This window comes from Roseovarius bejariae (assembly GCF_009669325.1).
Classification (GTDB): Bacteria; Pseudomonadota; Alphaproteobacteria; order Rhodobacterales; family Rhodobacteraceae; genus Roseovarius; species Roseovarius bejariae.
On the sequence record NZ_SZWE01000001.1, the window covers coordinates 546,305 to 558,762 of the forward strand.

The window sequence follows — 12,458 nt, forward strand, 5'->3', positions numbered from 1 at the left end:
GGGCCTCCGTTAATGGGTCGCATCGGCGACCTGGGTGGCGGCATGCGCCTCGGCCAGGGCCGTGTCATAGTTGGAAATCAGGACTTCGACCGAGGGACCGATGATGTCGGTCACAAGGCTGGGGTAGACACCCAGAAGAAGGGTCATCGCCACCAACGGGGCAAAGATCGCCCGCTCGCGCGTGGTCATGTCGGAGATCGACTTGAGGCTTTCCTTGATCAGGTCGCCCAGGACGACACGACGATAGAGCCACAGCGCATAGGACGCCGAAAGGATCACGCCGGTTGTCGCCACAAGCGCCACCCAGGTGTTCACCTGGAATATCCCGATAAGGGTCAGAAATTCGCCGATGAAGCCCGAGGTGCCCGGCAGGCCGACATTGGCCATGGTGAACAGCATGAAGATCAGTGCATAGGCCGGCATCCGGTTCACAAGCCCGCCATAGGCGTCAATCTCGCGCGTGTGCATCCGGTCGTAGATCACGCCGACGCACAGGAAGAGCGCACCCGAGATGAAGCCGTGGCTGAGCATCTGGAAGATGGCCCCGTCGATCCCCTGCTGGTTGGCCGCGAAAATCCCCATGGTGACGTATCCCATGTGCGCGACCGAAGAATAGGCAATCAGCTTTTTCATGTCCTCCTGAGCAAGCGCCACCAGCGAGGTGTAGACGATGGCAATCGCCGACATCCACAGCACCAGCGGCGTCAGCACCTCGGCCCCCACAGGGAACATCGGCAGGCTGAACCGCAGGAAACCATAGCCGCCCATCTTCAACAGGATCGCCGCCAGAACGACCGAGCCCGCCGTGGGCGCCTGCACGTGCGCATCGGGCAACCATGTGTGAACCGGCCACATCGGCATCTTCACCGCGAAGCTTGCGAAGAAGGCCAGGAACATCAGGGTCTGCATTCCGCCTACGATCTGGAACCCAAACACCGACATCGTTTCCGACCCGAACTGGTGGTTCAGCATGCCGACGATATCAGTCGACCCAAAGTCAGAATACATCGCGACCATGGCCACCAGCATCAGAACCGAACCAAGGAAGGTATAAAGGAAGAACTTGAAGGACGCATAGATACGTTCCTTGCCGCCCCAGATGCCGATGATCAGGAACATCGGGATCAGGCCAGCCTCGAAGAACAGGTAGAACAGCACGAGGTCAAGCGCCATGAAAACACCCAGCATGAGCGTTTCAAGGATCAGGAAGGCAATCATGTATTCCTTGACCCGCACGGTCACGTTCCACGAGGCGGCAATCGTGATCGGCATCATGAAAGTGGTCAGCATGACAAAAAGCACGCTGATCCCGTCCACACCCATCTTGTATTTCAGGCCCAACAACCACTCATGCTCTTCCACGAACTGGAATCCGGTGTTCTGCGGGTCGAAATCGAACAGGATGAAAAGCGACACAAGGAAAGTCACCGAGGTCGCGATCAGGGCCACCCATTTGGCGTTGCGTTGTGCCGCGGCATCCTCACCGCGCAGGAAGATCGCAAGGATCGCCGCCGCGAAGGTGGGGATGAATGTGACGATGGAAAGAAGGTTATCCATTATTCAGCCCCTCCGGTGAAGGTCATCCAGGTGACAAGCACCGCGATACCGATGACCATGGCAAATGCATAGGTAAAGATGTAGCCGGATTGCGCCCGGCCCGCGAGGCGGGTGAAGAAGGGGATGATCCCCATGGCCACCCCGTTGATCGACCCGTCGATCACGTTGCCGTCACCGCGCTTCCACAGGAAGGCCCCCAGCCTCTTGGCGGGTTTGACGAATATCGCGTCATAGATCTCGTCAAAGTACCACTTGTTGAGCAGGAACAGGTACAGCGGGCGCTGGTTCTCGGCCAGGCGCTTGGGCAGGCTCGGGTTCACGATGTAGAACCAGTAGGCCACGATCAGCCCCAGAACCATGGCGATGAAGGGCGAGATTTTCACCCATTTCGGCACGCTGTGCGCTTCGGTCAGAACATGGTTGTCCGGTCCGATGTGGATGGCGCCCTCGCCCGGATGGCCGGTGAAGACATAATGATGCTCACCCGCAGCACCTTGTTCGTCGGCCGTGGCGCCCTCATCCCCGTGACCAGCATCAGCATTGGCTTCGCCGTGACCATCGCCCTCGGCGGCAGCCGCGCCATGCTCCGCCGCTTCGGCGTAGGGCACGTTGAAGAACTTGGCCACCTGGTCGCTGTGCCCGAAGAAGCTGTTGTACCAGATCATCCCGGAAAAGACCGCGCCAAGCGCCAGAACGCCAAGCGGGATCAACATCACGTTGGGGCTTTCATGGGCGTGCTCGTGGGTGTGCTTGTCGCCGCGCGGCTCGCCCCAGAATGTCAGGAACATCAACCGCCAGCTATAGAACGAGGTGAACAGCGCCGCGATTACCAGCATCCAGAAGGCATAGCCCCCCGCCGTGCCTGCATAGGCGCTTTCGATCACCGCATCCTTGGACAGGAACCCGGCAAAGCCGAAATGCGTCAGCGGGATACCAACGCCGGTGATGGCCAGTGTCCCGATCAACATCGCCCAGAAGGTCATGGGCAGTTTCTTACGCAGACCGCCATAGTTCCGCATGTCCTGCTCGTGGTGCATCCCGTGGATGACCGAACCGGCCCCGAGGAACAGCATCGCCTTGAAAAAGGCATGAGTCAGCAGGTGGAACATCGCCACGCTGTAGACGCCCACGCCGGCAGCCACGAACATATAGCCAAGCTGCGAACAGGTGGAATAGGCGATCACGCGTTTGATATCGTTCTGAACCAGGCCCACGGTGGCCGCGAAAAAGGCGGTCGTCGCCCCGATGAAGGTGACAAACGCCATCGCCTCGGGCGCATATTCCATCAACGGCGACATGCGGCAGACAAGGAAAACCCCCGCCGTCACCATGGTTGCGGCGTGGATCAGGGCCGACACAGGGGTCGGGCCTTCCATGGCGTCAGGCAGCCAGGTGTGCAGAAACAGTTGCGCCGATTTGCCCATGGCGCCTACGAACAGCAGGAAGGCGATCAGGTTGGCCGCGTTCCATTCGGTCCACAGGAAGCTGAGTTGCGTCTCCGCCAGTTCGGGCGCGGCGGCAAAGACCTCGTCGAAGCGGATCGAGTCGGTCAGGAAGAACAACGCCATGATACCAAGCGCGAACCCGAAGTCCCCCACCCGGTTGACCACGAAGGCCTTGATCGAGGCCGCGTTCGCCGAAGGTTTACGGAAATAGAAACCGATCAGCAGGTACGAGGCAAGGCCCACCCCTTCCCAGCCAAAGAACATCTGGGCAAGGTTATCCGCCGTCACCAGCATCAGCATCGCGAAGGTGAAGAGGCTCAGGTAAGCAAAGAACCGCGGGCGGTAGCTTTCCTTCGCGTCGTCGAAATTCTCGTCATGCGCCATGTAGCCCATGGAATACAGGTGCACGAGGGCCGATACCGTGGTCACCACGATCAACATGGTGGTGGTCAGGCGATCCACCCGGATCGACCAGGCGGTATCAAGCGTGCCCGATTGAATCCACGTCAGGATGTGAACCGGGTCCTCCTGATGGGCCCCTTGCAGGAAGACGGTCCAACTCAGCACCGCCGACAGGAACAGCAGGCCGGTGGTCAGCCACTGCGCGCCCTTGTCGCCAATGACGCGCCAGCCGAAGCCCGCGATAATCGCACCGATGAGAGGCGCAAAAAGGATAACCTTGTAAATCATCGGCTCAGCCTTTCATCACGTTGACGTCTTCCACGGCGATGGTGCCGCGGTTGCGGAAGAAGCAGACGAGGATGGCAAGGCCGATGGCCGCCTCCGCCGCCGCGACCGTCAGGACAAACAGGGTAAAGACCTGCCCAACCATATCGCCAAGGAACGACGAGAAGGCCACCAGATTGATGTTCACCGCAAGCAGCATCAATTCGATGCTCATCAGCAGGATGATCACGTTCTTCCGGTTGAGGAAGAGCCCGAAAATCCCGATGACGAAGAGCGCCGCCGCGACCGTCAAATAATGTTCAAGTCCAATCATGCGTGTCCCTCCGGGCCGTGCCCGTTCGTCTTTCTGTTCATCGCGTCCCGGGCGTGACCCGGGACCTCTTGGTCTTTTGCCCCGGCCCGCATGGCCGGGAGGCCCCGGATCAGGTCCGGGGAGGGTCAGACGCTCAGAGCCCCTGCCCCGGTTTCACGTCTTTCAATTCCATGGCCTTGGCCGGATCGCGGTACATCTGCGCCAGCACATCCTGCCGTTTGATGTCCGCGCGATGGCGCAGGGTCAGAACGATAGCCCCGATCATCGCCACCAGCAGGATCAGACCCGCCAATTGGAACAGAAGGAAGTATTTGTCATAAAGCAGCAGGCCAAGGGCGGCTGTGTTCTGCACGCCCTCCGGTGCAACAGCGCCGCGCGCCGCCTCGGCCCCTTCTGCCATTGTCCAGCTGCCGAAGGCCAAACCGAACTGCATCAAAAGGATCACCCCGATGAGCAGGGCAAGCGGCATATATTTCGCCATCTCGGCCTTCAGCTCGGCGAAATCCACATCCAGCATCATCACCACGAAGAGGAACAGAACCGCCACGGCGCCGACGTAGACGATGATCAACAGCATCGCCACGAACTCCGCCCCCAGCAGAACGAACAGCCCCGCGGCGCTGATGAAGGACAGGATCAACCACAGCACCGAATGCACGGGGTTTCGGCTGATCACAGTGAACAGCCCCCCGGTCAGCGCCGAGATCGCAAACAGGTAGAACGACAGCGTTGCGATGGTCATGTGTCTTTGTCCTTTTTCTCAGTCTCGTCCAGAACCTCTTGCGCGAACTCCATCGCGCGGGTCATGGACGGAACACCGGCAAACATCGCCATCTGGGCGATGGTCTCGGCAATCTCATCCTTGGTGGCCCCGGCCTCGAGCGCGTGGCGCACCGTCATCCGGATCTGCGTGTCACTCTGTGCGCCAAGCATCGTCAGCCCCGCCAGCGTCAGCAAAAGCCGCGTCTTGGCATCCAGACCGTCCTTGCTCATGCCCTTGCCGAAAGTCATCTCCATGATGTCCTTGGGCATGGTCGGCCAGAGGCTTTCGAACCCTTTGGGCGAGAAAGACTCAAGCGCAGGGTTCATGGCCTTGGCCATCTCCTGTGCCTGCGCCATCATCATCTCAAAGGGGTTCTTGGGGTCGGTCATCTGTAGGGTGCGTCCAGTTCAAGGTTGCGGGCAATCTCGGCTTCCCAGCGTTCCCCGTTCTCCAGAAGCTTCGCCTTGTCATAGAAAAGCTCTTCGCGGGTTTCGGTGGCAAACTCGAAATTCGGCCCCTCGACGATCGCATCCACCGGGCAGGCCTCCTGACAGAAGCCACAGTAGATGCATTTCGTCATGTCGATGTCATAGCGTGTGGTGCGGCGGCTGCCGTCGTCTCGCGGCTCGGCGTCGATAGTGATGGCCTGCGCGGGGCAAATCGCCTCGCACAGTTTGCAGGCAATGCAACGCTCCTCGCCATTGGGATAGCGGCGCAGGGCGTGTTCACCCCGGAACCGCGGGGAAAGCGGCCCCTTTTCATGCGGATAGTTCAGCGTGGCTTTCGGCGCGAAGAAATACTTCAGGCCCAGCTTGAAGCCCTTGAAGAAATCCTTGAGCAGGAAATACCCCGCCGCGCGCCCATAGTCGATATTCGCCATCGGTCAGCCTCCAATCGCCCAGCGGGCCCAGAAGCCGCCAAGCACTTCGAATTTCGCAAGGAACGACACCACCACGACCCAGGCCAGCGACAGAGGCAGGAACACTTTCCAGCCAATGCGCATCAACTGGTCATAGCGGTAGCGCGGTGTAATGGCCTTCACCATCGCGAAGATGAAGAAGAAGAAGGCCATCTTGGCGATCATCCATGCCACGCCATCGGGCAGGCCCGGGATGGGCGACAGCCAGCCACCGAAGAACAGCAGCGAGGTCAGCGCGCACATCAGGAAGATCGCGATATATTCGCCGGCCATGAACAGCAGGAACGGCGTGGCCGAATACTCCACCTGGTAGCCGGCAACCAGTTCCGATTCCGCTTCCGGCAGGTCAAACGGAGGGCGGTTGGTTTCCGCAAGGCACGAGATGAAGAAAAGGAACACCATCGGCAGGTGTGGCAGCCAGTACCACCCGAAGAAGCCATAGGCCGTATCCTGTGCCGCAACGATGGAACTGAAGTTCAGGCTACCCGTCGAGATGATGACGCCGATGATGATCAAGCCGATGCTGACCTCATAGGAAATCATCTGTGCGGCCGAGCGCAACGAGCCAAGGAACGGGTATTTCGAGTTCGAGGCCCAGCCCCCCATGATCACGCCGTAGACTTCCAGCGACGAGACCGCGAAGACAAACAGGACCGCCACGTTGATATCCGACAGGACCCACCCCTCGTTCATCGGGATCACCGCCCATGCAAGGATCGCCAGAACGAAACTGGTCATCGGCGCAAGGATGAAAACGGCCTTGTCGGCACCGGCGGGTACCACCACCTCTTTCAGCACGTATTTCAAGGCATCGGCCACCGATTGCAGCAGGCCATACACCCCCACCACATTGGGGCCGCGCCGCATCTGAACCGCGGCCCAGATCTTGCGGTCGCCATACACCAGGAACAGCAGTGAGATCATGACAAAGCCCACGACGGCCAGACACTGCGCCACGATAAGCACCGCGATTCCAAGCGGGGTTGTAAAGAATTCAGCCATCAGGTCCTCACACCATCGGTATTCCATTTTCCGCACAATCGGCGGCGACGACTTCAGCGTCGATCGTTTTCAATCCGCGGGGCAGCGCCGGCGAGATGGTATAAACCGCATCACCGCGCCAGATGCCACCCTCTTCGTCCACATTCGTTCGCAGATGCCGTGCAAATCCGTAGCCCCGGATCAAGGCATATTGCGCCGCGGCGCATTCGGCATAGCGGTCGACATCGTCTGCCGTGCGCGCGCCCGTCATCTGAACGTGGAAATTGACAAGGTCCCCATCCAGCAAACGGGTCTCGACTCCCTGATAGTCCGGCGCGAAACGCGACACGTCTCCGCCCGCCTCACAGCCCGAGACGGCCCCGGCGCACATCAACGCCACTAGGGTTATGACGGCCATCTGTCGCATCACTCGGCAGCCACCGGCGCGTCGCGACGCGCCTTGGCGGCGGCGCTCAATTCGGCCATCAGCTCGCTGGCCCGTGCAATCGGGTTGGTAAGGTAGAAATCCTTGACCGCAAGGCGGAAGTCCGCCTTGCCCAGTTTGCCCTTGGGCAGGGTGTCCCCGGTATTTCCGGGCACCTGATCCACCTGTTGTAGAACCGGCGCCGCTTCGACCAGCTGCTTACGCAGGCGCACGATGGAATCGAACGGCAGGGCCTCACCCATCTCACCCGACAACGCCCGCAGGATGGCCCAGTTTTCCTTGGCCTCGCCCGGCGGGAACCCGGCACGCAGCGCCAGTTGCGGACGGCCTTCGGTGTTCACGAACAGGCCCTGTTCCTCGGTATAAGCGGCGCCCGGCAGGATCACGTCGGCCCGATGCGCGCCGCGGTCGCCGTGGCTTCCTTGATAGATCACAAAGGCGCCAGCGTCGATTTCCACCTCGTCGGCACCGAGGTTGTAAATCACGTCCGCCCCGTCAATCGCGGCCTCAAGCCCGCCTTCGGTAGTGCATTCCGCATCCATCGCGCCCACTCGGCTGGCCGCCGTGTGCAAGACCATCATCCGGCCACTCAATGCCTGCGCCGCGGCCAGAACGGCGGCGCCATCGGCCTCTTGCAGTGCGCCTTGACCGACGATCACGATTGCCTCGGCGCCAGCTGTCACATTGGCCAGCGCATCGCGGCCCGTGCCGGCGTGGGTGTAATCATAGGTCAGGTCCATGTTCGGCCCGATCACCTTGACCTCGGCCCCTTTCAGCCAGGCCTTGCGGATGCGCGCGTTCAGAACCGGCGCTTCGATCGCGGGGTTCGTGCCGATCAGGATCACCTCTTTCGCGGTGTCCAAATCCTCAACAGCGACATTGCCGACATACCCGGCGCGGTTGCCTTCGGGCAGTTTCGCCTTATCCGTGCGGCATTCCACGGCACCGCCCTGCCCCTCTACCAGTTGCTTGAGGGCAAACGCCGCCTCGACCGGGGCCAGATCCCCGACAAGGCCCGCAACCTTCTTGGAGCCCTTGATCGCCTCGGCGGCCTTGCCCAAAGCTTCGGGCCACGTGGCCGCGCGCAATTTACCGTTTTCACGAACAAAGGGGCGATCCAGACGCTGACGGCGCAACCCGTCCCAAACAAAACGCGTCTTGTCGGAAATCCATTCCTCGTTCACGCCATCGTGGTTACGCGGCAGGATACGCATCACCTCGCGCCCCTTGGTATCCACCCGGATGTTGCTACCTAGTGCATCCATTACGTCGATGGTTTCGGTCTTGGTCAATTCCCAAGGCCGCGCGGTGAAGGCATAAGGTTTGGAGACGAGCGCCCCCACCGGGCACAGGTCGATGATGTTGCCTTGCAGGTTGCTGTCCAGCGTTTCACCCAAGTAAGCGGTGATCTCGGCATCCTCACCGCGACCCGTTTGGCCCATCTGGTGAATGCCCGCCACCTCGGTGGTGAACCGCACGCAGCGGGTACAGGAAATACAGCGGGTCATGTGGGTTTCCACGAGCGGACCAAGGTCCAGATCGTCCACCGCGCGCTTGGGTTCACGATAGCGGCTGAAATCCACGCCATAGGCCATGGCCTGATCCTGCAAATCGCACTCGCCGCCCTGGTCGCAGATCGGGCAATCCAGTGGGTGGTTGATCAGCAGGAACTCCATCACCCCTTCACGGGCCTTCTTGACCATGGGCGAGTTGGTTTTCACCACCGGCGGCTGACCTTCCGGCCCGGGCCGCAAGTCACGCACCTGCATGGCGCAGGAGGCCGCCGGTTTCGGCGGCCCGCCCACAACCTCGACAAGACACATCCGGCAGTTCCCGGCAATCGACAGCCGTTCATGATAGCAGAAACGCGGCACTTCGACCCCGGCTTGCTCACAAGCCTGAATCAGGGTCATCGCCCCTTCCACTTCCAGTTCCTGATCGTCGATGATGATCTTGCGCAGGTCAGACATTTTTTCTCACTTTGCTCTCAGTAGCGAGCCGATCTGGCTATTCTTACGGATTTCCTCGCGGCCCAGCACACACAGGCTGTCAGGGTCCAGATTGCTGGCCCCCTTGGACTTGAAATAGGCATTGCGCTTGGCGCGCATCTTGTCCTGTTCCGCGTCGTCGTTGATGTAGGCGTCGATCTCGTCGTCGGTATAACCCCGTTCCGAGGCCAAGTCCTTGAGACCGTTCAGATATGAGCGCGCCCGCCAGAACCGACCCGAGATGCTGTCACATTCACGGCGGATCTTGTCGGCCGCGGCCACGGCCAGCAGGCCATTGTTGATATCTGCTTCCCGGGGCAGACCCGGCTTGGTGCTGGCGCTGCCCGCGATGGCCGCACTGGCAAGTGTGGCGCTCAAAACAAGGGTGGTCATCATACGCATCGGGTGTCTCCTTTTCTCACCACAGCAGAAGGCGCAAGCGTTGCGCCTCCATCTGCTGCGCAGATGGCTTTCACGGGGCTTGATATGCAATAACACCCCGCACAAACCATTGATATGAAAAGAAAAGTTACCACGTCACGCATTCTCCACTCAATAGAAGCCGCCCGTTGGATACTTGCAGGCGTCCATCCTCGGCGTCCGGGCCGTTGACCCAATCGATATTCGACGTCCCGAATTCCTTCAGGCAATATCGCGTCGCCTCGTACCGGCCCGCCTCACGCGCGCCTGTCAGGCCCCGATCCGCGCGGCGCACCGCAACCTGGAACTGCTCGCGCGCATCACGGTCGCGGCTCACCTTCGCCGGGTAATATTCACCGTTGAAACGCACCTTGGCCGCACGATCCCCACAGCCGGGCAAAACGACCATCGCCCCGATGGCGATTGCAGCAAAGGCCCGTCCAAGGCCCCGTCCCCGGTTCTGAGTCTTCATCGTCACGGTCTTGCGCTCCTTACTCTGCCGCAACCGCGCTGACGCGGCCGGTTTTCTGTGCCTTGATGCGGTCTTCGATCTCGTCGCGGAAGTTGCGGATCAGGCCCTGAATGGGCCAAGCCGAGGCATCGCCAAGCGCACAAATGGTGTGGCCTTCGACCTGTTTGGTCACGTCGAACAGCATGTCGATTTCCTCGACCTCGGCCTCACCGCGCACCAGACGATCCATGACCCGCATCATCCACCCCGTGCCCTCGCGGCAGGGTGTGCATTGGCCACAGCTTTCATGCTTGTAGAACTTCGACAAACGCCAGATGGCCTTGATGATGTCGGTATCCTTGTCCATGACGATGATCGCCGCGGTCCCAAGGCTTGACCCGACATCGCGCAGGGCGTCGAAATCCATCACCGCATCGCGCATGTTCTCGCCACGCACACAGGGCACCGAGGACCCGCCGGGGATCACGGCCTTGAGGTTGTCCCAGCCACCGCGAATGCCGCCGCAGTGCTTGTCGATCAGCTCTTCGAAACTGATCGACATGGCCTCTTCCACCACGCAGGGATTGTTCACATGCCCCGATATCCCGAAAATCTTGGTGCCGGTGTTGTTCGGGCGACCGAAGCTTGCAAACCATTCCGGCCCGCGCCGCAGGATCGTCGGTACCACGGCAATCGATTCCACGTTGTTCACCGTGGTCGGGCAGCCATAGACCCCCGCCATGGCCGGGAACGGCGGCTTCATCCGGGGCATCCCCTTCTTGCCTTCAAGGCTTTCCAGAAGGGCGGTTTCCTCACCACAGATATAGGCCCCGGCCCCGTGGTGCAGATAAAGGTCAAAATCCCAGCCCGACTTGCAGGCGTTCTTGCCGATCAGACCGGCCTCATAGGCCTCGTCAATCGCCGCCTGAAGCGCCTCGCGCTCGCGGATGTACTCCCCACGGATATAGATAAAGCAGGCATGCGCATTCATTGCGAAGCTGGCGATCAGGCACCCTTCGATCAGGGTATGCGGATCGTGTCGCATAATCTCGCGGTCCTTGCAGGTGCCCGGCTCGGATTCATCGGCGTTGACCACCAGATAGGCAGGCCGCCCGTCGCTTTCCTTGGGCATGAACGACCACTTCAGGCCCGTGGGAAAGCCCGCGCCGCCCCGGCCCCGCAAGCCGCTGGCTTTCATCTGTTCGATGATCCAGTCGCGCCCGTTCTGCAAGATTTTCGCCGTGCCATCCCAATGCCCACGCGCCTTGGCCCCCTTCAGGGTGCGGTCGTGCATCCCGTAGAGATTGGTAAAGATACGGTCCTGGTCTTTCAGCATCCGCTTGTCACCCTTGGTTGTCCCGGCGCGCACGCCAGATTTGATACGTCACCACCAACGCCCATATCAGGGCGGCGATGGCGGCCAGATCGAACAGAAAGACGAACCGCACCGGCCATCCCATCTGCGCACCTAGAAATTGGGCCCCCATCCAGAGCAGCATCGTCACCGCGATCACCACACCAACGGTGCGGCCCTTTCGCGCCAGATGCATGTCCTCCGAATGGTCGCTCATCGTCGGTTGCCCCCCCTTAGTACACGTCGCCATCGTCAACGCGCTTGGAGAATTCGGTTTCCCCGCCATCGGCAAGGATTTTGGCCTGTTCGACCCAGTTATCCCGGCTCACCCGGCCCTTGAACCCCTTGAGGTTCGCATCGACCCAAGCCACCTCGTCCGCCCCCCAGCTGGCGATCTGGTCGAAGTGATAAAAGCCCATTTCGTGCAGCAGCGTCTCAAGTTTCGGGCCGACGCCCTTGATTTCCTTGAGGTTGTCCGCCTTGCCGCCTTTCGGAGCAGATAGCGCCTCGGGGCGGGACCCTTCGCTTGTCCCCTCTTTAACGCCGTCACCATCATAATCCGGTATCGTCTCTGCCCCGGCTTGCGTGGCCTCGCCAGCTTTGTCGTAGCTCCACTCGCCCTTGCGATTGGCCAGTTCCTCTTCACCTTGCAAAAGCGTGCCGGATTTCACCTTGTCCCCAGCGGCACTCGCCGTCGCCTTGGCAGTTTCCTTGACGTCGCTGGCCGCCTCTTTGCCTTTGTCAACGGTTTCCTTGGCTGCCTCACTGACACTGTCCGCTGCTGATTTCGCCGCGTCTGTCGTGGCGCTTGTCGCCTCCGAGGCTTTCTCGGCAACCGCGGCGCCTGCGTTCGAGGCCGCGGCGGCAACACTCGCCCCGGCGCAGGATACAGCGCCCGAAACATCGCTCGTGCTGCCACTTTCACTGGCGCAGATTAACCGCGTCAGGACCAACCCAAGGAACACCGCCAAAGCCGCCGCCGCCATCAGCGCGGCAAAAAAACCGACACCGCCTGAGATGCTGAACAACAGCACGATCCCGGCCAGAACAGAAACGCCCCAGCAAACGATACGGCAGATATTTCCCGTTGCAGTATTCGACATGACAAGTACCCCCTGTTATCTCAGACAGACGC

At 60.7% G+C, this 12,458-nt stretch carries 14 protein-coding genes; all 14 read right to left on the minus strand.

Going from position 1 to position 12,458, the window contains the following annotated elements:
• Positions 1–9: 9 nt before the first annotated feature.
• The 14 genes from FDP25_RS02640 to FDP25_RS02705 all read right to left on the minus strand — a co-directional run bounded on the left by FDP25_RS02640 (position 10) and on the right by FDP25_RS02705 (position 12,426).
• Positions 10–1,557, minus strand: a complete 1,548-nt coding sequence (locus FDP25_RS02640; protein WP_154148662.1) for an NADH-quinone oxidoreductase subunit M — start codon at positions 1,555–1,557, stop codon at positions 10–12.
• On the minus strand, positions 1,557–3,689 hold the full coding sequence (gene nuoL, locus FDP25_RS02645) for an NADH-quinone oxidoreductase subunit L (protein WP_343032063.1): 2,133 nt from the start codon (positions 3,687–3,689) through the stop codon (positions 1,557–1,559). The genes FDP25_RS02640 and nuoL overlap by 1 nt, the downstream gene beginning before the upstream one ends.
• Before the next feature lie 7 nt (positions 3,690–3,696).
• The gene (gene nuoK, locus FDP25_RS02650; protein ID WP_154148666.1) at positions 3,697–4,002 is read right to left on the minus strand and encodes an NADH-quinone oxidoreductase subunit NuoK; all 306 of its coding nucleotides are present in this window, start codon (positions 4,000–4,002) and stop codon (positions 3,697–3,699) included.
• Positions 4,003–4,135: 133 nt separating this feature from the next.
• Positions 4,136–4,744 carry an NADH-quinone oxidoreductase subunit J gene (locus FDP25_RS02655; RefSeq protein ID WP_154148668.1) on the minus strand — a complete coding sequence of 203 codons (609 nt, stop codon included), beginning with the start codon at positions 4,742–4,744 and terminating at the stop codon, positions 4,136–4,138.
• Positions 4,741–5,154, minus strand: coding sequence for a carboxymuconolactone decarboxylase family protein (locus FDP25_RS02660; protein ID WP_154148669.1), 414 nt, complete (start codon positions 5,152–5,154; stop codon positions 4,741–4,743). Before FDP25_RS02660 ends, FDP25_RS02655 begins: the two co-directional genes overlap by 4 nt.
• The gene (gene nuoI / locus FDP25_RS02665; protein ID WP_154148671.1) at positions 5,151–5,645 is read right to left on the minus strand and encodes an NADH-quinone oxidoreductase subunit NuoI; all 495 of its coding nucleotides are present in this window, start codon (positions 5,643–5,645) and stop codon (positions 5,151–5,153) included. Before nuoI ends, FDP25_RS02660 begins: the two co-directional genes overlap by 4 nt.
• 3 nt (positions 5,646–5,648) lie before the next feature.
• The gene (nuoH, locus tag FDP25_RS02670) at positions 5,649–6,686 is read right to left on the minus strand and encodes an NADH-quinone oxidoreductase subunit NuoH (protein WP_154148673.1); all 1,038 of its coding nucleotides are present in this window, start codon (positions 6,684–6,686) and stop codon (positions 5,649–5,651) included.
• Between the two features lie 7 nt (positions 6,687–6,693).
• The gene (locus FDP25_RS02675) at positions 6,694–7,092 is read right to left on the minus strand and encodes a hypothetical protein (RefSeq protein WP_154148675.1); all 399 of its coding nucleotides are present in this window, start codon (positions 7,090–7,092) and stop codon (positions 6,694–6,696) included.
• A complete protein-coding gene (gene nuoG / locus FDP25_RS02680) occupies positions 7,092–9,080 on the minus strand; it encodes an NADH-quinone oxidoreductase subunit NuoG (RefSeq protein WP_154148677.1) in 1,989 nt (662 codons plus the stop codon). Before nuoG ends, FDP25_RS02675 begins: the two co-directional genes overlap by 1 nt.
• Positions 9,081–9,086: 6 nt before the next feature.
• Positions 9,087–9,500 (minus strand): DUF5333 domain-containing protein, encoded by a 414-nt coding sequence (locus FDP25_RS02685; RefSeq protein WP_154148679.1) that lies wholly within the window; start codon positions 9,498–9,500, stop codon positions 9,087–9,089.
• A gap of 127 nt (positions 9,501–9,627) precedes the next feature.
• Entirely contained in the window at positions 9,628–9,990 is a 363-nt protein-coding gene (locus FDP25_RS02690; RefSeq protein WP_425500517.1) for a hypothetical protein, read from the minus strand.
• Positions 9,991–10,009: 19 nt separating this feature from the next.
• Positions 10,010–11,305, minus strand: a complete 1,296-nt coding sequence (nuoF, locus tag FDP25_RS02695) for an NADH-quinone oxidoreductase subunit NuoF (RefSeq protein WP_154148682.1) — start codon at positions 11,303–11,305, stop codon at positions 10,010–10,012.
• Between the two features lie 7 nt (positions 11,306–11,312).
• Positions 11,313–11,540, minus strand: a complete 228-nt coding sequence (locus FDP25_RS02700) for a DUF5337 domain-containing protein (RefSeq protein WP_154148684.1) — start codon at positions 11,538–11,540, stop codon at positions 11,313–11,315.
• A gap of 16 nt (positions 11,541–11,556) precedes the next feature.
• On the minus strand, positions 11,557–12,426 hold the full coding sequence (locus FDP25_RS02705) for an NADH-quinone oxidoreductase subunit E (protein WP_154148686.1): 870 nt from the start codon (positions 12,424–12,426) through the stop codon (positions 11,557–11,559).
• Between the last annotated feature and the right edge of the window lie 32 nt (positions 12,427–12,458).

Coding starts and splice junctions, on each gene's coding strand:
- FDP25_RS02705 (WP_154148686.1), bottom strand. CDS start 12,426: ATGTCGAATACTGCAACGGGAAATATCTGCCGTATCGTTTGCTGGGGC.
- FDP25_RS02685 (WP_154148679.1), bottom strand. CDS start 9,500: ATGCGTATGATGACCACCCTTGTTTTGAGCGCCACACTTGCCAGTGCG.
- nuoG (WP_154148677.1), bottom strand. CDS start 9,080: ATGTCTGACCTGCGCAAGATCATCATCGACGATCAGGAACTGGAAGTG.
- FDP25_RS02660 (WP_154148669.1), bottom strand. CDS start 5,154: ATGACCGACCCCAAGAACCCCTTTGAGATGATGATGGCGCAGGCACAG.
- nuoH (WP_154148673.1), bottom strand. CDS start 6,686: ATGGCTGAATTCTTTACAACCCCGCTTGGAATCGCGGTGCTTATCGTG.
- nuoI (WP_154148671.1), bottom strand. CDS start 5,645: ATGGCGAATATCGACTATGGGCGCGCGGCGGGGTATTTCCTGCTCAAG.
- nuoF (WP_154148682.1), bottom strand. CDS start 11,305: ATGCTGAAAGACCAGGACCGTATCTTTACCAATCTCTACGGGATGCAC.
- FDP25_RS02690 (WP_425500517.1), bottom strand. CDS start 9,990: ATGAAGACTCAGAACCGGGGACGGGGCCTTGGACGGGCCTTTGCTGCA.
- FDP25_RS02700 (WP_154148684.1), bottom strand. CDS start 11,540: ATGAGCGACCATTCGGAGGACATGCATCTGGCGCGAAAGGGCCGCACC.
- FDP25_RS02655 (WP_154148668.1), bottom strand. CDS start 4,744: ATGACCATCGCAACGCTGTCGTTCTACCTGTTTGCGATCTCGGCGCTG.
- nuoK (WP_154148666.1), bottom strand. CDS start 4,002: ATGATTGGACTTGAACATTATTTGACGGTCGCGGCGGCGCTCTTCGTC.
- FDP25_RS02675 (WP_154148675.1), bottom strand. CDS start 7,092: ATGCGACAGATGGCCGTCATAACCCTAGTGGCGTTGATGTGCGCCGGG.
- FDP25_RS02640 (WP_154148662.1), bottom strand. CDS start 1,557: ATGGATAACCTTCTTTCCATCGTCACATTCATCCCCACCTTCGCGGCG.